This is a genomic window from Pseudomonas sp. 2957 (assembly GCF_031456345.1).
Lineage (GTDB): Bacteria > Pseudomonadota > Gammaproteobacteria > Pseudomonadales > Pseudomonadaceae > Aquipseudomonas > Aquipseudomonas siliginis.
The window spans coordinates 88,379-107,979 of the sequence record NZ_JAVDUL010000007.1 but is presented as its reverse complement, the minus strand read 5'-3'; the positions used below and the strand labels follow the sequence as shown (position 1 = coordinate 107,979).

Here is a 19,601-nt window from a genome sequence, read left to right as displayed (position 1 = left end):
AGCGGTACAAACTGTCACCCGCGCTGTACCGAAACCGTCACAGCGCCACTCCATTCGTCCGAGACAAACCGGCCAAGCCCTTGATTTGCCTGACCTGCACGGCAGTGGCCCGGCCCTTGCTCTACGCTTATAGCAAGCGCACTTGCGCGTTTCTCTAATAAGTACAAAGCCAAGGAGAACATCATCATGCGTTACGCCCATCCCGGTACCGACGGCGCCAAAGTCTCGTTCAAGAGCAAGTACGGTAACTACATCGGCGGCGAATTCGTCGCGCCGGTCAAAGGTCAGTACTTCACCAATACCTCGCCAGTCAATGGCCAGCCAATCGCCGAATTCCCCCGCTCCACCGCTGAAGACATCGACAAGGCGCTGGACGCTGCCCACGCCGCCGCCGATGCGTGGGGCGCCACTTCCGTGCAGGCGCGATCGCTGATCCTGCTGAAAATCGCCGATCGCATCGAAGAGAATCTCGAACTGCTGGCGATCACCGAAACCTGGGACAACGGTAAAGCCATCCGCGAAACCCTCAACGCCGACATCCCGCTCGCCGCTGACCATTTCCGTTATTTCGCCGGTTGCCTGCGCGCCCAGGAAGGCAGCGCTGCGGAAATCGACGGCAACACTGTGGCCTATCACATTCATGAACCGCTGGGCGTGGTCGGCCAGATCATCCCGTGGAACTTCCCGCTGCTGATGGCCGCGTGGAAACTCGCGCCAGCGCTGGCCGCCGGTAACTGCGTGGTGCTCAAGCCTGCCGAGCAAACCCCGCTGGGCATCTGCGTGCTGATGGAACTGATCGGCGACCTGCTGCCGCCAGGCGTGCTCAACGTCGTGCAAGGTTTCGGTAAAGAGGCCGGCGAAGCCTTGGCGACCAGCAAGCGCATCGCCAAAATTGCCTTCACCGGCTCGACCCCGGTCGGCTCGCACATCATGAAATGCGCAGCGGAAAACATCATTCCGTCGACCGTGGAACTGGGCGGCAAGTCGCCGAACATATTCTTCGAAGACATCATGCAGGCCGAGCCGAGCTTCATCGAAAAAGCCGCCGAAGGCCTGGTGCTGGCGTTCTTCAACCAGGGCGAAGTGTGCACCTGCCCTTCCCGCGCGCTGGTGCAGGAATCGATCTACGACGAATTCATGCAGGCAGTGATGAAGAAAGTCAGCCAGATCAAACGTGGCGACCCGCTGGACACCGACACCATGGTCGGCGCCCAGGCATCGGAGCAGCAATTCGACAAGATCCTCTCGTACCTGGAAATCGCCAAGGGCGAAGGTGCGGAACTGCTGACCGGCGGTAAGGTGGAAAAACTCGAGGGCAGCCTGGCCACCGGTTATTACATCCAGCCGACCCTGCTCAAGGGCACCAACAAGATGCGCGTGTTCCAGGAAGAAATCTTCGGCCCGGTGGTGAGCATCACCACCTTCAAGGACGAAGCCGAAGCCCTGGCGATTGCCAACGACACCGAGTTCGGCCTCGGCGCCGGCCTGTGGACCCGCGACATCAACCGCGCCTACCGGATGGGCCGGGCGATCAAGGCCGGTCGCGTGTGGACCAACTGCTACCACCTGTACCCGGCGCATGCCGCGTTCGGCGGTTACAAGAAGTCCGGCGTCGGGCGTGAAACCCACAAAATGATGCTCGACCATTATCAGCAGACCAAGAACCTGCTGGTGAGCTACGACATCAATCCGTTGGGATTCTTCTGATCCTGCGATGCTGATCGTTCCCACGCTCTGCGTGGGAATCCAGCCCGGGACGCTCCGCGTTCCTTCAAAGCCGAACGCGGAGCGTCCGTTGATACATTCCTATGCTGCGCGTGGGAACGATCAGGTTCCTGGCTGTAGCCGGGCCAATAAAACAATAAAAATGGTGAACCCTATGCCAAGCGAATCCCCGGCCGGCGCTCCGGCGACCGGCTCCTCCGTCGACTTCGAAAAAGTCGGCACCGATTATTTCCAACAACGCGAACTGAAAAAAGGCGCCGCCGGCTGGGTCCTGCTGGTGGGCCTCGGCGTCGCTTATGTGATTTCCGGCGACTACGCCGGCTGGAATTTCGGCCTCGCCCAGGGTGGCTGGGGCGGGATGTTTCTCGCCACGCTGCTGATGGCGACCATGTACCTGTGCATGTGTTTTTCCCTGGCCGAATTGTCGTCGATGATTCCCACCGCTGGCGGCGGCTACGGTTTCGCCCGCAGTGCGTTCGGGCCGTGGGGCGGGTTTCTCACCGGCACCGCGATCCTCATCGAATACGCCATCGCCCCCGCCGCCATCGCGGTGTTCATCGGTGCCTACTGCGAGTCGCTGTTCGGTATTGGCGGCTGGATGATCTATCTGGCGTTCTACATCATCTTCATCGCCATCCACATTTTCGGGGTCGGCGAAGCGCTCAAGCTGATGTTCATCATTACCGCCGTCGCCGCGCTGGCGCTGGGGGTGTTTCTAGTGGCGATGGTGCCGCACTTCGACGTTGCCAACCTGCTCGACATCCCGGTGACCACTGCGGTCGGTGCCAGCCCGTTTCTGCCGTTCGGCTACGTCGGCGTGTGGGCGGCGATTCCCTATGCGATCTGGTTTTTCCTCGCCGTCGAAGGCGTGCCGCTGGCCGCTGAAGAAACCAAAAACCCCAAGCGCGACCTGCCGCGTGGCCTGATCGGGGCAATGCTGGTGCTGCTGATGTTTGCCCTGCTGATTCTGATCGTCGGCCCCGGCGGCGCCGGTGCGAATTCGCTGCTGACCTCCGGTAATCCACTGGTCGAAGCGCTGAGCAAGGCCTACGGTGGCTCGACCTGGATGGGCAGCTTCGTCAATCTCGTCGGTCTGGCCGGGCTGATCGCCAGTTTCTTCTCGATCATCTACGCCTACTCGCGGCAGATCTTCGCGCTGTCGCGGGCCGGTTACCTGCCGCGCAAACTGTCGCAGACCAACAAGAGCAAGGCACCGGTGCTGGCTCTGGTGATTCCCGGCATCATCGGCTTTGGTCTGTCGCTGACCGGCCAGGGCGATTTGCTGATTCTGGTCGCGGTGTTCGGCGCGACCATTTCCTATGTGCTGATGATGGCCGCACACATCACCCTGCGTATCCGGCGCCCCAAAATGGACCGGCCGTATCGCACGCCGGGCGGCATTTTCACCTCGGGTGTGGCGCTGGTGCTGGCGTGCATCGCCGTGGTGGCGGGTTTCCTCGTCGATCCACGGGTGGTGATCGGCGCCGCGATCATCTATGGAGTGTTAATTGCTTACTTTGCTTTCTACAGTCGGCATCACTTGGTAGCAGGCACGCCGGAAGAAGAATTCGCGGCGATTCAAAAAGCTGAACAAGCCTTGCACTGATTGTCGAAAACCACGGCGCAGAGCTGTTCTGCGCCGTCACGGAGAACGCTGAATGGCCAGTTTTGCTCACACGGTCGGCGCGCAGACTTACCGCTTCGACAGCCTCAAAGACGTCATGGCCAAGGCCAGCCCCGCCCGCTCGGGGGACTTTCTCGCCGAGGTCGCCGCGCTCAACGACGGCGAACGGGTGGCCGCGCAAATGGCCCTGGCGGACATCCCGCTCACCCACTTCCTGCAGGAAGCGCTGATCCCCTACGAAGCCGACGAAGTCACCCGGCTGATCATCGACACCCACGACAAACAAGCCTTCGCCGTGGTCAGTCACCTGACCGTTGGCGGCTTTCGCGACTGGCTGCTCAGTGACGCGGCGGACGAAACCAGCCTGCGCGCCCTCGCCCCCGGCCTGACCCCGGAAATGGTCGCCGCCGTGTCGAAGATCATGCGTGTACAGGATCTGGTGCTGGTCGCGCAGAAAATCCGCGTGGTCACCCAATTTCGCGGCACCCTCGGTTTGCGCGGGCGCCTGTCGACCCGCCTGCAACCCAACCACCCGACTGACGAGCCGTCCGGCATCGCCGCGAGCATTCTCGACGGCCTGCTCTACGGCAACGGCGATGCGATGATCGGGGTCAACCCGGCCACTGACAGCATCGCTTCGATCTGCGCGATGCTAGAGATGCTCGACGCAATCATCCAGCGCTACGACATCCCGACCCAAGCCTGCGTGCTGACCCACGTCACCACCTCGATCGAGGCGATCAACCGTGGCGTGCCGCTGGATCTGGTGTTCCAGTCGATTGCCGGCACTGAGGCGGCCAACGCCAGTTTCGGCATCAACCTCAACGTGTTGCAGGAAGGCTACGACGCCGGCCTGAGTCTCAAGCGCGGCACACTCGGGCAGAACCTGATGTATTTCGAAACCGGTCAAGGCAGCGCGCTGTCGGCCAACGCCCACCACGGCATAGATCAACAGACTTGCGAGACAAGGGCCTACGCCGTGGCGCGACATTTCAAGCCATTCCTGGTGAACACCGTCGTAGGATTTATCGGCCCGGAATACCTCTACAACGGCAAACAGATCATCCGCGCCGGCCTTGAAGATCACTTCTGCGGCAAGTTGCTCGGCGTGCCGATGGGCTGCGACATCTGCTACACCAACCACGCTGAAGCCGATCAGGACGACATGGACACCCTGCTGACGTTGCTCGGCGTCGCCGGGATCAACTTCATCATGGGCATCCCCGGCTCCGACGACATCATGCTCAATTACCAGACCACTTCGTTTCACGACGCCTTGTACGCCCGCCAGACCCTGGGCCTGAAACCGGCGCCAGAGTTCGAGCAATGGCTGGCCAACATGGGCATCTTCACCCAGGCGGACGGCAAGGTTCGCTTCGGCAACAATCTGCCGCCGGCCTTCCGCCAGGCCTTGGCGCACTTGGGATGAGTCTTATGGAAAAACCACCGGTCGATCCGCAAAACCCATGGCTGGAACTGCGCCGCCTGACCCCGGCGCGGATTGCCCTGGGCCGCACCGGCACCAGTCTGCCGACGCGGGCGCAGCTGGATTTTCAGTTTGCCCACGCCCAGGCCCGTGATGCCGTGCATCTGGCCTTCGATCACAGCGAAATCAGCGTACAACTGAGCGACCGCGGGCGGGAAACCCTGGCGCTGCAAAGCGCCGCGTCGGACCGACACACCTATCTGCAACGCCCGGATCTGGGGCGCAAGCTCAGCGATGCATCGGCGCAGGTCTTACGCGATTACGCCAGCGAACACCCGGGCGGCGTCGATCTGGTGATGGTCGTCGCGGATGGCCTGTCGGCACTGGCGGTGCATCGCCACACCCTGCCGTTCCTGACACGCCTGGAAGAACAGATGAGCGGCGACGGCTGGTCCGTGGCGCCGGTGGTGCTGGTGGAACAGGGCCGCGTCGCCATCGGTGACGAGATCGGCCAGCTGCTCGGGGCGAAAATGGTGGTGATGCTGATCGGCGAGCGCCCGGGTTTGAGTTCGCCGGACAGCCTCGGGCTGTATTTCACCTACGCGCCGAAGGTCGGCCTCACCGACGCCTATCGTAATTGCATTTCCAATGTCCGGCTTGAAGGTTTGAGCTACGGCATGGCGGCGCATCGGTTGCTGTATCTGATGCGCGAGGCCTGTAGGCGCCAGCTGTCGGGGGTCAACCTGAAGGATGAAGCTCAGCTGCACACATTGGAGGCGGACGACGCTGTCGACATGAAAGGCAACTTCCTGCTCGATCCACCGCCAGCCTGAACCGTTTCCGCATTGCCTTTCTGCGCTGCTTTCAGGCAGGATCGACGCACGGCCGCCCGGGTTTCCCATCGCCGTCAGAGCAGTTGAAGACAGCCACTTGAAGACGAGACCTATCATGCGGATTATTCAAGCGACCCTCGAACATCTGGATTTGCTGACTCCTTTGTTCGTCAAATATCGCGAGTTCTACGGCTCCCTGCCTTACCCGGATTCCTCCCGCGCGTTCCTCGAAAAGCGCTTGCGCCGCAAAGAGTCGGTAATCTATCTGGCCCTGGCCGACGATGACGACAAGAAACTCATGGGTTTCTGCCAGCTCTATCCGAGCTTCTCTTCGTTGTCGCTCAAACGCGTGTGGATTCTCAACGATATCTACGTTGCTGAAGACGCGCGCCGGCAACTGGTCGCCGACAATCTGATCCGTACCGCGAAGAAAATGGCCAAGGAAACCCAGGCCGTGCGCATGCGCGTCTCGACCAGCGCGAACAACGAAGTGGCGCAGAAAACCTACGAATCGATCGGCTTCAAGGAAGACACCGAGTTCAAGAACTACGTACTGCCGATCAGCGACGAGCTCTGACTCCAACGGCTTCGGTGATGAGGGAGTTCGCTCCCTCGCCACGGCCACCTTTTCCCTGACAATTGCTCACTTCGCGACACTCCCCGCTACAAAACCGACGCGCTTTTCATCGCTCAGACCGTATAATCCCGATCTTTCCGGCTTGTAAGAAAAACTACACCCCGCTGTAGGCTTACACGAAGTCATCCGCACAGGCCTGCCGAGTCGGGCCGTCATACAGGTGCCCCCATGGATTTCAACCCGCTCGACCTTATCCTGCATCTCGATGTGTATCTCGATTTGCTGGTGAACAACTATGGGCCATGGATCTACGCCATCCTGTTTATGGTGATCTTCTGTGAAACCGGGCTCGTGGTGATGCCGTTCCTGCCGGGTGACTCGCTGCTGTTCATCGCTGGCGCAGTGGCGGCCGGCGGCGGCATGGATCCGGTGCTGCTCGGTGGCCTGCTGATGCTGGCGGCGATCATGGGCGACAGTACCAACTACGTGATCGGACGCACGGCCGGGGAGAAGCTGTTCAGCAACCCGAACTCGAAAATCTTCCGTCGCGACTACCTGCAAAAAACCCACGATTTCTACGACAAGCACGGCGGCAAAACCGTGACCATGGCGCGTTTCCTGCCGATCATCCGCACCTTCGCGCCGTTCGTCGCGGGCGTGGCGCGGATGCCGTACCCGCGTTTCTTCGGCTTCAGCGTGCTCGGCACCATCCTCTGGGTCGGCGGTCTGGTCACTCTGGGTTACTTCTTCGGCAACGTGCCGTTCATCAAGAAAAACCTCTCGCTGCTGGTGGTGGCAATCATCCTGCTGTCGCTGGTGCCGATGATCATCGGCGTGGTGCGCAGCCGGTTCGGCGGCACCAAAGTGCAATCGCACTGATCCGATGTGGTCACTGAGCGCCTGGCGACGCCGGCGCCTCCTGGCCAGGCACCCGATTGCCGACGACCTGTGGCAACGGGTGCGCCATCAACTCTCCTTCCTCGATGGCATCAGCGCTGCTGAAGACCAGTGGTTGCGCGAAGCCTGCGTGCTGTTTCTCGACGACAAACACCTGACCGCCCTGCCCGGTGTCGAACTGCATCAGGAGCAACGCCTGCTGCTCGCCGCCCAGGCGCAGTTGCCGTTGCTGCACCTCGGCGATCTGAACTGGTACCAGGGTTTCCACGAGATCGTGCTGTACCCGGATGACTTCCTCAGCCCGCAACGCCATCGCGATGCCAGCGGCGTCGAGCATGAGTGGGACGGCGAACACAGCGGTGAAGCCTGGCAGCAGGGGCCGGTGATTCTCGCCTGGCCCGGCGTACAGGCCAGCGGTGGCTGGGAAGGCTACAACCTGGTGATCCACGAACTGGCGCACAAGCTCGATATGCTCAACGGCGACGCCAACGGCCTGCCGCCACTGCACGCCGACATGCGCGTCAGCGACTGGGCCAAAGTGATGCAGGCCGCTTACGACGACCTCAACCGCCAACTCGACCACGATCCAGACGCCGAAACCGCCATCGATCCCTACGCCGCCGAGAACCCGGCAGAGTTCTTCGCCGTCGCCAGCGAATACTTCTTCAGCGCCCCGGATCTGCTGCACGAGGCTTATCCACAGGTCTACTTGCAACTGCAGCTTTTCTACCGGCAGGATCCGTTGGGCAGACTGCGGCAACTTCAGGCCACAGACCCGGTCTATCAGGCGCACGACTGAGCTCTGCACGACTTCTGGTACGTGGCGTCGGCGTAGGAATGTGCCTATAATCGCCGCCACTTTTTGGTCAATCCGGCCAAGTGTTTTTGGTCAACTACGGGGGCAACGCCCAATGAGCTACAGCAAGATTCCGGCTGGCAAAGACCTGCCGAACGACATCTACGTCGCGATCGAGATCCCGGCCAACCACGCGCCGATCAAATACGAAATCGACAAAGACAGCGATTGCCTGTTCGTTGACCGTTTCATGGCCACCCCAATGTTCTACCCGGCCAACTACGGTTACATCCCGAACACCCTGGCTGACGACGGTGATCCCCTCGACGTGCTGGTCGTAACCCCTTACCCGGTTGCTCCAGGCTCGGTAATCCGCGCCCGTCCGGTCGGCATCCTGAACATGACCGACGACGGCGGCGGCGATGCCAAAGTCATCGCCGTGCCACACGACAAGCTGTCGCAGCTGTACGTCGATGTGAAGGAATACACCGACCTGCCACCCCTGCTGATCCAGCAGATCGAGCACTTCTTCGCGAACTACAAGGATCTCGAGAAGGGCAAGTGGGTCAAGATCGAAGGCTGGGCCGGTGCAGACGCCGCCCGCGAAGCGATCACCAAGTCGGTTGCCGCCTACAAGGGCTAAGCAATTGCGCCTTGCGTGACGCTTGAAAAAACCCCGGATTTCCGGGGTTTTTTGTTATTGGCGTCTGCATAATCGACTCGGTTGTTCAGGTCTATGTAACTCGAAATACACCTTGGTCGGCCCCCTCTCCCTCCGGGAGAGGGTGGGGGTGAGGGGCTCTTGAAAAAGCCCGACTAAACAAACCGTTTAAATTCCTACATGCAGTTTTAATCTGTTTAATTTCCCACAAGTACGTCTTACATCCCGTCGCAAAATACAGGCTTTTTTTGAACGCCCGGTTTATTCAAACCGCTCTAGTCCGGCCGTAGACTCCGTGTTTATGAGAAAGAACACTAGCGGTCCACGATTCAAGGCACTCCTGGAAGCAGCGAACATCAGCACCACGGATTTCGCAAGGTTCTGGGGCACGGAAGCCCAAAACGTTCATAACTGGTACACCCGGGGCGTCCCGGCGTATCGCATGGAAGAAGTCTCACGCCTGTTGTCGGTCAATAGTGAATGGCTGAAAACCGGGGAAGGCGTCAAGGAGGTCGCGCGCCTGCACCCACCCGCCAGCAATGGCGACACGTTCGATGCCCAGGCCATCTGCGGCGTCTACACAGTCATCAACCCCAGCGACATCGACCTGGCATTTTTCAAGGAAACCCCGATCGCCAACGGCGACGGTAAAACCCACGTCATCCTCGACCCCGACCAGTCCCTGCGCCTGCCCCGCGCCCACCTCGATCAACTCGACATCCAGCACGCCAACGCCATCTGCGCGCACATGATCGGCAACAGCATGGCCGATCGCATCGAAGACGGCTCCATCGTCGCCATCGACCGCGGACTTACCCAGGTCGTCGACGGCGAAATCTACGCCGTAGAGCACGACGGCATGCTGCGCATCAAATACCTGCACCGCATGCCCGGCAACGGCCTGCGCATGCGCAGCCACAACAGCGCCGAATACCCCGACGAGGTCTTCCGGCCAGCGCAGATCGAAGAGCAGCGGATTCATATTCTTGGCTGGGTGTTCTGGTGGTCGACACTGGGCAAGCGCCGGCCGGTGGTGCCGTTTCTGTGATTGTTTGCCAGAACCTGTGGGAGCGGGCTTGCCCGCGAAAAGGCCCTGACAACCGGTACAAATCCGGAGTTTGTACCGTTTCAGTCGCTCTAAACCGCACTTGAGGCTGGGAATCCAGAGCAAAACTCAGTATCCTGCGCCCCACATTCGCGCATCGACCCGCCCAGCGGCTCGGATGACGCCCGACGCGGCAGACCAACGTCTGACCAAGTCCCACAGCCGGACGCAGATCCGGATGTACGTTTTGAAGGCTGGCGCGGTTTACCAAAAATAAACCAAGCCAGTCCCCGAGAAGCCGGCCACAAGCCGGCTTTTTAATGCCTGCAACAAACCATATCCATTGCTGAAATTGCATTCCAGCTTGTATAGCGCCCAATGCACTGGTTACCGTCCCGCCAAATATCGCAGGAAACACCAAATGCCCAAAACCTCATTCCCCATTGAGGACGCGCTGAAGCGCGCCGCCGAACGAGGCGAGCCGCCTGCCGAAGATAAGTTGGCCAGTGAAGAAGATGACGAACTTGCCGCCATCGTTCACGAGCGCCTCGCCGCTCCTCAGTGAATGCAGATCAGTCTGGCTGATCTGTAAGCTGTTTGAGCGCCCAGCTACAGTTGCTGAATTTGTCCAACCTGTTGGACAAATGCCCCTCACGGATAACTGAACGACTTCACCAACGTCAACTCCCCCGCCGTCCGCATCGGCACTACAAACGTCTCCATCTTTTCGCTCGGCGTGCCTTCTTCAGTAGTCACCGTCACCTGCGCTGTGGTCAGCGCCTGCACCGCTTCATCCCCACCTTCGTCATCCCCGCGATACCCGCCGCCGTAATAATTCACATACACCAGATACTGCCCCTTGATCGGCGCGGGCATGGCGGCGATTTCCGGGCCGTAGCCGGTGGTGACGTCGACGTCGAGGGCGGCGCCGTTGGCGGCGCTGCGGTTGCCGTACCAGATGTGGGCGCCGTCGGGGGTGATCAGGTGCAGGTCGAGGTCGGTGCCGTCGCTGTCCCAGGCCAGCAGGACGCGCAGTTTGGCCGGGGTGGAGCCGCCGCGGGCGTTGAGGAATTGCGTGCGGTGGCGTTGCTGGCCGTCGGCGCTGCGCACTTCGACGCTGTTGCTGCCGTTGGGGAAGGAGAACGGGCGATCGAAGCCGCCGGCGGGGTCGATTTTCAGTGGCATGCTGACGCCGTTGACGATCAGGCGCCCGGGTTCATTGTTCTTCGGCACGGCTTTGATCTGGCCGCTGATTCTGGCGGTATTGGCCTGGCCAAGCGGTGTGTTGACCGACGAGGCCGGGTAGTTGACGGTCTGGCGAAAGCTCTCGCCCTCGCCTTGCGGTGCGCCGCTGCGCCAGCCGCCCACCGGGGTGTCGAGTTTGACGCCATCGGCGGCGAACGCTTGCGGCAGCACGTTGAGGGCACAGAGCAGCAGCAAGACCTGTGGATAACGGAGTGTCATGGTCTATTCCAGCAAAAGGTGACGGGCGAGCCCTTCGATGTAGGTTTCATCCTGGCCGTTGGGGTGTGCTTCGAAGGCCAGGTGCAGATATTCGTGGGTCAGATCGAGGCGATCCTGCAGGCTCAGCACGCCGCGCACATAAATGCGCTGACGCTCGCGGTCGACGAAGGGCCGGCCGAAGGCGAGTTTGCACACGGCGAAAGTGCTGACTTGGTTGTAGCCGGTTTCGCTTTCGAGCCTCGGACGCCAGCCGCGTCGCTGCTTCTGCAGCCAGTCTTGCGCGGCGGGTAATGCTTCGCAGGAGGCGACCGGGTTGTCCCAGCGGCTGAGGCTGGCGCGTGGATAGGCGTGCAGCAGAATCGCGTCGTAGCGCTGGCCGGCGTTCGCTTGCTCGACGGCTTGCTGCCAGGCGAGTTTGTCTGGGCCGGGCTGGTCGGAGTGATAGGTGACGGTGCTGCCGGCCAGTACCAGATCCGCCGTCCACGCCGTAATGTTGCGCGACTCGGCCGAGGCTGGACGCGGGGCGACGCGCTGGCGATTGCTGCTGTCGTCGATGCTCAGACAATCGCCGTTGCGCGTGGCGTTTTGCAGCAGATAGGTGCGGATCGCTACGGCCAGCGCCTTGGCGGCTTCGGCAGGTTCAGGTTTGGCTTCGCGCTCAAGGACACGGGCGACATATTCTTCGCGATCAAGTCTTGCGACGAGTTTGTCGTTGAGCAGAAACAATTCGCCATCGCTGTGGATGTCCAGCGCGTTGCCGTTGGCGAATTCGACGCGATAGTCGCCGCGCAATGGCCCGGACGTGGCAACACGATCCCCGGCCAGAACTGTCGAAACCGGGTATTTCGAAAACAGCCCGACTTCCACACAACGCCCCGTGTCCGCTGGCCACGCCGTCGGCAACACGCTGGCCAGCGCCTGACCGTAGTGACGCAGAACCATTTGACTGGTACCGCGCCCACCCGCCCAGATCGGTGCGCCGTCGGCGCTCCAGCCGGCGAATCCACCTTGCCGCGATTGTGCATCCTGGTCGCCGAGCCAGCTCCAGGTTTTCACCCGCAGGCGCCCGCCCAACTCGCCGACGACATTGCCGTCCGCCGCGTTCAGCACGACATCGAGCAGCACGCGGCGCGTCTGATCCTGCGCTGGCAGCAATGCCAGAACGCTCAATAACTCGGCAACCGAAACCCTTGTTGCCGGTTGCACGGCTGGCAAATCCAGCAACCACGACGGTGCCTGCCGCGCCTGCCAATACGCTCGCCAATCCGTCTCTGCAATGCCCAACCGCGCGGGGTCGAAATACAGACCGCAGGATTTCACCAGTGCCTGATCCCGCTCGATCTTGCCGCCCGCCGAGCAGCAATAAACTTCTTCTTTGGACTGCCCGCGACATTCATAAGCCGGCTCCCGCGCACCGGTATCCACCAGCCAGGCGTAGACGAACAACTTCCACAGACTGCCCAGCGGCGCATCCAGCGACGCTGGCAACGGTTCGCGCTTGATCAGTTGCGTCTGACTCAACGACAACAACTCGCCCTGATAGGCCACGCGCAACGGCTCATCCTGCGCTGTCGCCAGCGCAGGCATCACACCCATCAGCAGCCACAACAGCGGCCGGCGCATGTCAGTTGACCGTGACCTGACCGAGGGCGGCTTTCGCCTCCTGGGCCTGATGCTGCGGCGCATACACCTGCTTGAAGCGTACCGGCGGCAGGTTGAACTGGCCCTTCTGCGAGAAGCGCACCAGATGGCGCAGGCGCAATTCGCCACTCAGCGCATCAACCGGCACCGCGTAAGCCAACTGACCCGGTTCGAAGCGCGCCTTCTCCAGCGCGGTCGGTTCGGTGCCGTCCTTGCCCTGCAATTTGATGCCCCACGTCGTGCGCTCGACATCCGCGCCCGGTGGCAGCGGCACTTCAAGCATGCCGTAGCGCAGCGATTTCGGCGCTTTGCTGGTGAGGATCACCTCGTCCAGGTACAGGCTGTCGCTGGACAACGGTTTAGTACCGACCGGCTCGAGTTTGAAGGTAAACGCCTCGTCGCCCGGCACCAGCCGCGACAGACGCCGAGTGACGCTCACGGCCATCGGATCGACCTGCGGCTGTTGAGTCTGGAAGCTCAGCGCTGCACGCAACGGCCGCTCTTGCGTGCCGGACACGCTCAGTACGTTCGGCAAAGGCGTCGCGCCTTGCCATGTCCAGTACATCTCGCCGCTGGCGCCGTAGTTTTTCTTCCAGCCCTCACCCGGCATCAGCGCGATGGTCGGTGAGGCCTGCGCGATGCTGCGTTGCAGCCAGGTCAGCGCCAGTGCACGTTCCAGCGTCGATTGCTGCGGCAACAGGCGTTGCAACAACGCCGTCGCACGGGCCTGATCAAACGGTTGCAGCGACAGGTTCAGTGCTTCGACGAAGGGCTGCGAGCTGACCGCCAGACGTTGTTGCGCTGCGCCCAGTTGCCGATTGAACGCCTCCGGCAAAGCAACTTTCGCCTGCGTGGCCAACGATGCAGTGAGTACCCGCGCCGTCGCCAGACCAAGTGCCGAATCCGGGTCGTTCATCACCAGACTGTCCTGGCCGTCGTCGAGCAAGGTTTCGGCACCGCCTTCACCGGCCTTGACCAGGTCGTCGATCAAACCGCTGAGCAGCGTGTTCACTGGCAACTGCATCTGTTTAGCGAACGACAGAATCAGCGCCCGCTGCAGCAATGGCGTATTCGGCGCTTGCTTGGCGTACACCTCGAGTACGCGCTGCCAGTGATCCGGCGGCAGGGTCAGGTCGAGTACGCGGCTGGCATTCCAGTCAGCGTAATAGGCATAGGCGGTGAGAAATGCATCCGGCTCGCCGTCGTAGCCCCACCAGGTGAAGCTCGCCGACGGCCCGGCCATTTGCACCAGACGCAGACGGCTGTTCTGCATGATCAGGCGCAAGCGATCGCGAATCTGCGGGTTCGACGCCAGCGATGGATAAGCGATGCTCAGCGGCAGCAACCGACTGGCCGTCTGCTCGACGCCGCCGTACGGGTAGCCGAGCAGATCATCGAGGGCGGAACGGAACAGCGCTTGCGGACTGTCATCCAGACGCAGGCGGATATCCGTGGCATCCGCCGGCAAACTCAAGGGTGTATCGCTGCTGACCACATCGAGACTTTGCGTTTGCGTGACTTGCCAGCCTTCACCGGTGGCACTCAAGCGCACAGCCAGGGCATCGGCGACTTTGCCGTCCTGCACCAACTCCGCCGTCCACTCGCCAGAGGCCAAAGCGAACGCCGGTAGTGGCAGGTAATTGATGCCGCTGTTCAGAGTCACCGGCAGACGTTGTTCGGTACCGGCATAGTGAGTTACCAGTTCCGCCTTGACCGGTTTCTCCGCCTGACTGAACGCAAACACGCCCAGCCGCGGCTGATCGCCCTTGCGGAATTTGCTCGGCCCGCTCCACTTCAGGTACAGCGGTTTTTCCGAACGGACAAACTGCTTCTTCTGCCCGACCTGACCGTCATCGGCAATCGCCCGCGCGGTGATGCGCCAGCGGGTCAGCGAGTCCGGCATCTTGAAGGTGAAGCGGGTTTTGCCGTCGGCACCGGTCAACAGCTCCGGCTGCCACGCAGCCGTGTCGACGTCTTCACGGCGCGGACGCTCAAGCACCTTCACGCCGCGTTCGCTGCGATTGGCTTTACCCGGGGCGCCGGGGCTACCCGGCAATGCCACGTCGTAGCTGATGAATGACAGGCTGGCACTGGTGCGCACGTTGTTGCGCCGAGGGTGATAGAAGAACTGGTCGATGCTCGGCGCGACTTCCGGTTGCAGCGCGTAGACCATTTCGTCGACCACGCTGACCGTCAAGTGTGCCGGAACCGCTTTGCCGGCGAACTGCGTGGTCAGGTCGACCGTGACCGTATCGCCCGGCAGGTACACCGCTTTGTCGGTGCTGATCGCCACGTCGATTTGCGGCGCGACCACTTTGATCCCGGCGTTCTGAAAGCTGTACTGACCGCCCTTGGTGTAGAGCACGGAGAAGGTCAGGTTCGGCGCGAAGCTGTCTTTCACCGCAATGCGCGCGCGGTATTGGGTGTCGCTGAGTTTTTCCAGCTTCAGCCAGTCGGCGCCCTTGGCCAGCAGCGCAGTGGCCTCGACCTTGTCGCGCTCCAGCGACAGCAGTGCGTCGCTGACCGGCTCAGGGAAGGTGATCAGCGCCAGCGCTTCTTCGCCCGCCTTGTACTCGGGCTTGTCGAGGACGATTTCCACTGTGCCCGGCACCGCTTTCACACCGTCGCCGGTGACCGAGTGGCCGGTGGCGCCGAGGACGCGACCGTGTTGATCCTTCAGCGTCAGGTTGTAGGTGCCCGGACGTTCGAAGGCGAGGCTGAAGCCTTTGTCCGTTGCGGCGAGTTTGCCTTCGCCGGTGCTCTGATCTTCCAGACGCACCCAACCATACGTGCTTGGGGTCACCGCTTTGCTTTGCTCGGTGCCGCCCTCGTTGGCGTAGCTGAACGCAACCTTGTCACCGACTGCACTGAAGCGTTGCGGCGCGCTCAAGCGAAAACTTGCCGCGCCACGGTCGATGAGGATTTCCTTGGTGGTCTTGACCCGATACGCCGCGCCGTCGCTGGCAAACACGGTGAGCATGTAGCGGCTCGGTTTTTCCGCCGCTGGCAGATCCAGTGTCGCGTTGCCTTTGCTGTCGGTAGTCAGTTCGGTGCTGGTCAGCTCCACCGGAAATTGCCCGAGGTATTGCAGCTCGTTGTCGACCATCGACAGTTGCTGGGCGCGCAGGCTCAGGCTCAATTTGGCATTGGCCACCGGTTTGCCGTCGGGGTAGAGCAGCACCAGACTGCCTTTCACCGGCTCACCGGTGCGGTAATCCTGCTTGGCCAGATTCAGCGAGATTTCGAAGTGCGGCTTGATGTATTCGGCAACGCGGAAAGCACTGCTGTAGGCCTGATCCTTGTAGTTGAAACGGATCTCGTAACCACCGGCCACGGCGTTATCCGGCAACTGGAAGCGACCCTGGGTACCTGCTTTCGAATCAAGCTTCAGATTGAGGGTTTGCAGTTCGGTCCCCGTGGCATCGAGCACGCTGACACTGACATCCGCCGCGCCCGGCAGCACCGAATCACGGGCATTCTTGAACTCGCGCCCGACGATTTTCAGCGACACCCAATCGCCCGGGCGATACAGCGGCCGATCGGTGAAGGCATACAGTTTGGTGTCGTAGATTTCGCTGTCGTAGTAGAAGTTTTCCGAGACGAATACGCCGCCCTCTTCGTCCTCGCCGATGACGAACGAACGCTCCGGGCTGACGTGTTTCAGGCGCAGCAGACCGTCGGCATCGGTAGCACCGCTGCTCATCACGCCGAGGCCATCGGTCCACAGCACATTGACCTTCGGCACCGAGCTGCCCTCGTGTTTGCGCGCGGCCCAGACCAGCAGTTCATCACCGGCAATCTTGCTCACCGCGACGGTGTTGGAGACGAAAACCATGGTGGTCGCGCGGTACTTGCCGATCAGCGCTTCGACCAGATACAGCCCAGGCTTCAGGTTGCCCAACGGGATGTAAACGTTGCCCGGTGCGACGCTGACAAAGTCGCTGGACGAGCCGGCCAGATTGACCCCGGTCGGTGGCTGGATCGGCTTGGCCTGCCACAGTGGATAACGGAACTGGCTGACCACCGGCAGACCCGGGATCAGCGCGAATTGCGGCTGCGCGTCGTACGGCGTCGGCGCGGCCATGGCCTCACCCATTTTCAGCTCCGGCACTTCTTCGGTGACCTGCTTGCGCGACTCGTAGGAGAACGCACGCTGCATCACCCGGCGGGATTTGCGATACCAGTTGTCCCACAGATACGCGAGGGTGTTGGACAGACCTTCGCCCTTGAACTGGCCGTCGCTGACGACGCGATGCAGGTTCTTCTGGCGCTTGAGGAAATCCAGCGGCTTATCGATGCGGTATACGCGAATGTCGGCGCCGCCGTACGGTTCCATGCGAAAGCGCCGGTAGTCACGACCCGGGGCTTCGAGGCGGACCATCGCCGGCTCGTCGCTGGCAAAACTGCTGTCGGCGAGCAGGAAGAAACTCTCACCGGCCACCGGCGTGTAATTGCTCGGCTCCACCGAGTCTTCGGCGTTGACCCAGGTAAACGGCAGCAACAACGCTAACAGCAAAGAAATTCGCGAACAGATACGCAACATGCGGGCACCGGTCATTGGGAGAGAAAGTTCAGTCGATAGACGCCGATGAAGTTGGGGTTGGCTGCGTCGGGTATCCATCGGGTGTCCTTCCATGTCATGAGTTGCTGCAGGCTTGCCGAACGCATGCCGTTGTCAGTGGGGGTGGTGGTGCCGGTGTGATAGGCGATGTAGCGGCCCATCCAGATCATCAGGTGCTGATCGTCGCCCTGATCGAAAAACATCAGGTCGCCGGGCCGCGCCTGCGCCACATCGCGGCCGACCAGGTGGCTGTTGAACTGAATCAGTTTGATCGCGTTGACGTACGGCCCGACCTTGCCGCCGCCCTGCTGCCACTGTTGCGCGAGCTTGCGTTGCTCGTTGCTCAGCGTCAGTTCCGGCGGCAGGTAGCGATTGGACAGACCATTGCTGCGCAGCCATTTGTCGTCGTGGACTTTCAGCGCTTCGTTGGCGGCAAAGCGCACCAGGCCGGCGCAGTCCTGCTGATACCAGCGCGGGCTTGGGCCTTGGCTCAATTGCTCTTGAGCAATACGCACAAACCAGGCGCGAAACACTTGTGATTGCGCCGGATCGAGTGCCGGCACCTCAACTGCGCGGGCACCTGCGCTCAGCAACAGCGCGAGCAGGCCAAGGCTGCGGATCAGTGCGCTCACAGCGCTTTCCATTCCAGTGGCAGCCATTGCCAGTGGCCGTCAGGCTCGCTGCCTTCGGGCAGCGTCAGAGCATATTTGCCGTAGCCGCCGAGGGTGCGCAGTTTCGGCATCAGGTAGGTTTGCGCGGCGTTGTAGAACACCGGCTCCATGTCCTGCGGCAGGCTGTCGAGGGTTTCGCGCTGCATCAGTTGCGCCATCGCGTCCGGGCCGAAGTAGATCGGCATCAATACGTCTTTTGGCAGCACGTCGGCCATCGGCGGGAAGCGCTTGTCGAGGGTGCCGAGGGCTTTGTCGACGAGTTTGTCGTCGAGGGAAAACAGCAGCGTCGAGCCGTGACGGGCGAGGCTGACTTTCATGAACGCCTTGCCGGAAATCGCCTCCGGGTTCTCGGCGGTCTTCGCCGCGTACGGCCCGAAACTGGAACTGACCTGACGCTGCCAGACGTGGCTCTGGCCTTCCTGCTTGTCGATCACCGGGAATACGCTTTCGGCGACATTGGCTTCGAACGCGCCGACCATCGAACCGAACAACTTGCCCAGATCACCATCAAGCTTGCTGGTGTCCTCGTCTTTGAGGCTGGCGACCAGCAATGGCGTGTACAGCCGCGAATCGGCGTACCAGCACAGGCCGGCCGCGCCGGCGACATGTTCGGTGAGGGTCTGCGCCACCGCTTCTTCAGCGCCGAGTTTGATCAATATCGGCTTCTGCGGTTCGGCCGCCACTGGCAGGGTCACGCAAGCGCTCGCCCCCAGCGGCATCGCTTGCCAGACCGGTTTGAAATCGAAGTCCGGCTGGTTTTCCAGCTCATCCATGGCCAGATAGCTGTGCCAGCCCTTGTCGTCCATGTCGAAACGCAGCCCGGCGAAATTCGGGATGAAGCGCTGATAGCCCATCGCGAGCACGCTGGAATTGACCGACAGACGCTGCCTGGTTTCCGGGCTTTTCGCCGGCAAGCCGAACGCTTCGGGGAAAAGTTTTTCACCGTTGAGCAACGCCGCCAGTGCTTGCGCGGAGACGCGGCCCGATTCTTCCGAGACGCCGCTTTCCGGATCGTAGTACTTGGCTGGATTGGACAGCACCACCAGTTTGTCGCCGCGCGACGCGAACAGCAGCGATTTGCTGGCGTTGTAGCTGAGTTGATACAGCGGCACTTCGTCGCTGCCGACTTTGAGAGTGCCGAAGACGCTGAGCTGGGTGTCATCCAGCGCCACTTTCGCCAATGGCTCGAGCAGCTTGGCCAACCCGCCGCGATCCATCACCAGCAGGAAATCCTTCAAACGACCATCGGCGCCACGCCACAGCGCAACATCGGCCGGTTGATCGAAAAGCTGCTCGATCAGGCTGTCCTGCAACTTCAGGTCATGCTCGTAGATAATCCGGCGCAGGCTGCCGATCAGGCCGAGGCGATCGGCGTGAGTTTCGTAATAGAAGACGAAATCCTCGGTGAGCGTGGCCTTGAGAAACGGCACCGTCAGGAGGTCCTTGGGCAACTGGCTCAGTGAACGGGTTTCGAGCAAGGCATCCGGACGGCCGAGGCCGAGCCTGTCACTGGCCAGTGCCGCTGGCGGCGCTTTGGGCTTGAGCAGCAGCCAGCCGAAACCGCCCGCCACACCGGCCACCAGGCACAGGCCGAGCACGACCAGCGGCCAGCGCCGCGAAGGTTTGGCCGCCGGTGTCGCGGCAGCTGGAGTCACAGTGTTATCGCTCATGTTCACAACA

General features: G+C 61.5%; 15 protein-coding genes. 10 read left to right on the top strand and 5 right to left on the bottom strand.

The genetic code is table 11. The features are described 5' to 3' along the window. Positions 1-186 precede the first annotated feature (186 nt). The 10 genes from J2Y39_RS23600 to J2Y39_RS23555 all read left to right on the top strand — a co-directional run bounded on the left by J2Y39_RS23600 (position 187) and on the right by J2Y39_RS23555 (position 10,149). Complete coding sequence (locus tag J2Y39_RS23600; RefSeq protein WP_024014465.1) at positions 187-1,707, top strand: aldehyde dehydrogenase family protein; 1,521 nt, start codon at positions 187-189, stop codon at positions 1,705-1,707. Positions 1,708-1,879: 172 nt separating this feature from the next. After that, positions 1,880-3,331, top strand: a complete 1,452-nt coding sequence (gene eat, locus J2Y39_RS23595; protein ID WP_024014466.1) for an ethanolamine permease — start codon at positions 1,880-1,882, stop codon at positions 3,329-3,331. Positions 3,332-3,383: 52 nt separating this feature from the next. Then, positions 3,384-4,778: an ethanolamine ammonia-lyase subunit EutB gene (locus J2Y39_RS23590; protein WP_310220029.1), complete on the top strand. Its 1,395-nt coding sequence runs from the start codon at positions 3,384-3,386 to the stop codon at positions 4,776-4,778. A 5-nt stretch (positions 4,779-4,783) separates the two neighbouring features. Beyond that, the gene (gene eutC, locus J2Y39_RS23585) at positions 4,784-5,608 is read left to right on the top strand and encodes an ethanolamine ammonia-lyase subunit EutC (RefSeq protein WP_310220028.1); all 825 of its coding nucleotides are present in this window, start codon (positions 4,784-4,786) and stop codon (positions 5,606-5,608) included. Between the two features lie 115 nt (positions 5,609-5,723). Beyond that, positions 5,724-6,185: an N-acetyltransferase gene (locus J2Y39_RS23580; protein ID WP_016773002.1), complete on the top strand. Its 462-nt coding sequence runs from the start codon at positions 5,724-5,726 to the stop codon at positions 6,183-6,185. A gap of 228 nt (positions 6,186-6,413) precedes the next feature. Continuing rightward, positions 6,414-7,064: a DedA family protein gene (locus tag J2Y39_RS23575; RefSeq protein ID WP_095181915.1), complete on the top strand. Its 651-nt coding sequence runs from the start codon at positions 6,414-6,416 to the stop codon at positions 7,062-7,064. 4 nt (positions 7,065-7,068) lie between these two features. After that, entirely contained in the window at positions 7,069-7,881 is an 813-nt protein-coding gene (locus J2Y39_RS23570; RefSeq protein ID WP_056790687.1) for a zinc-dependent peptidase, read from the top strand. A 112-nt stretch (positions 7,882-7,993) separates the two neighbouring features. Then, on the top strand, positions 7,994-8,521 hold the full coding sequence (gene ppa / locus J2Y39_RS23565; RefSeq protein WP_003205933.1) for an inorganic diphosphatase: 528 nt from the start codon (positions 7,994-7,996) through the stop codon (positions 8,519-8,521). A 319-nt stretch (positions 8,522-8,840) separates the two neighbouring features. Further along, entirely contained in the window at positions 8,841-9,587 is a 747-nt protein-coding gene (locus J2Y39_RS23560; RefSeq protein ID WP_041477707.1) for a S24 family peptidase, read from the top strand. 418 nt (positions 9,588-10,005) lie between these two features. Continuing rightward, positions 10,006-10,149, top strand: a complete 144-nt coding sequence (locus J2Y39_RS23555; RefSeq protein WP_310220025.1) for a hypothetical protein — start codon at positions 10,006-10,008, stop codon at positions 10,147-10,149. A gap of 86 nt (positions 10,150-10,235) precedes the next feature. Here the strand turns inward: J2Y39_RS23555 and J2Y39_RS23550 are convergent, their stop codons facing one another. From J2Y39_RS23550 to J2Y39_RS23530, 5 genes are read right to left on the bottom strand one after another with little or no spacing between them, the layout of a single operon-like run. After that, complete coding sequence (locus J2Y39_RS23550) at positions 10,236-11,048, bottom strand: DUF2135 domain-containing protein (RefSeq protein WP_310220023.1); 813 nt, start codon at positions 11,046-11,048, stop codon at positions 10,236-10,238. A 3-nt stretch (positions 11,049-11,051) separates the two neighbouring features. Continuing rightward, positions 11,052-12,671 (bottom strand): DUF2300 domain-containing protein, encoded by a 1,620-nt coding sequence (locus J2Y39_RS23545; RefSeq protein WP_310220021.1) that lies wholly within the window; start codon positions 12,669-12,671, stop codon positions 11,052-11,054. Between the two features lies 1 nt (position 12,672). Beyond that, positions 12,673-17,247 (bottom strand): alpha-2-macroglobulin, encoded by a 4,575-nt coding sequence (locus J2Y39_RS23540; protein WP_310220019.1) that lies wholly within the window; start codon positions 17,245-17,247, stop codon positions 12,673-12,675. Next, positions 17,244-17,894 (bottom strand): DUF1175 domain-containing protein, encoded by a 651-nt coding sequence (locus J2Y39_RS23535; protein WP_305383149.1) that lies wholly within the window; start codon positions 17,892-17,894, stop codon positions 17,244-17,246. Before J2Y39_RS23535 ends, J2Y39_RS23540 begins: the two co-directional genes overlap by 4 nt. Further along, a complete protein-coding gene (locus J2Y39_RS23530) occupies positions 17,879-19,591 on the bottom strand; it encodes a DUF2138 domain-containing protein (RefSeq protein ID WP_305381611.1) in 1,713 nt (570 codons plus the stop codon). Before J2Y39_RS23530 ends, J2Y39_RS23535 begins: the two co-directional genes overlap by 16 nt. Positions 19,592-19,601 lie beyond the last annotated feature (10 nt).

Excerpts from the sequence above, each read along its gene's own strand:
- J2Y39_RS23600 (WP_024014465.1), top strand. The coding sequence starts at position 187 with ATGCGTTACGCCCATCCCGGTACCGACGGCGCCAAAGTCTCGTTCAAG.
- eat (WP_024014466.1), top strand. The coding sequence starts at position 1,880 with ATGCCAAGCGAATCCCCGGCCGGCGCTCCGGCGACCGGCTCCTCCGTC.
- J2Y39_RS23590 (WP_310220029.1), top strand. The coding sequence starts at position 3,384 with ATGGCCAGTTTTGCTCACACGGTCGGCGCGCAGACTTACCGCTTCGAC.
- eutC (WP_310220028.1), top strand. The coding sequence starts at position 4,784 with ATGGAAAAACCACCGGTCGATCCGCAAAACCCATGGCTGGAACTGCGC.
- J2Y39_RS23580 (WP_016773002.1), top strand. The coding sequence starts at position 5,724 with ATGCGGATTATTCAAGCGACCCTCGAACATCTGGATTTGCTGACTCCT.
- J2Y39_RS23575 (WP_095181915.1), top strand. The coding sequence starts at position 6,414 with ATGGATTTCAACCCGCTCGACCTTATCCTGCATCTCGATGTGTATCTC.
- J2Y39_RS23570 (WP_056790687.1), top strand. The coding sequence starts at position 7,069 with ATGTGGTCACTGAGCGCCTGGCGACGCCGGCGCCTCCTGGCCAGGCAC.
- ppa (WP_003205933.1), top strand. The coding sequence starts at position 7,994 with ATGAGCTACAGCAAGATTCCGGCTGGCAAAGACCTGCCGAACGACATC.
- J2Y39_RS23560 (WP_041477707.1), top strand. The coding sequence starts at position 8,841 with ATGAGAAAGAACACTAGCGGTCCACGATTCAAGGCACTCCTGGAAGCA.
- J2Y39_RS23555 (WP_310220025.1), top strand. The coding sequence starts at position 10,006 with ATGCCCAAAACCTCATTCCCCATTGAGGACGCGCTGAAGCGCGCCGCC.
- J2Y39_RS23550 (WP_310220023.1), bottom strand. The coding sequence starts at position 11,048 with ATGACACTCCGTTATCCACAGGTCTTGCTGCTGCTCTGTGCCCTCAAC.
- J2Y39_RS23545 (WP_310220021.1), bottom strand. The coding sequence starts at position 12,671 with ATGCGCCGGCCGCTGTTGTGGCTGCTGATGGGTGTGATGCCTGCGCTG.
- J2Y39_RS23540 (WP_310220019.1), bottom strand. The coding sequence starts at position 17,247 with ATGACCGGTGCCCGCATGTTGCGTATCTGTTCGCGAATTTCTTTGCTG.
- J2Y39_RS23535 (WP_305383149.1), bottom strand. The coding sequence starts at position 17,894 with ATGGAAAGCGCTGTGAGCGCACTGATCCGCAGCCTTGGCCTGCTCGCG.
- J2Y39_RS23530 (WP_305381611.1), bottom strand. The coding sequence starts at position 19,591 with ATGAGCGATAACACTGTGACTCCAGCTGCCGCGACACCGGCGGCCAAA.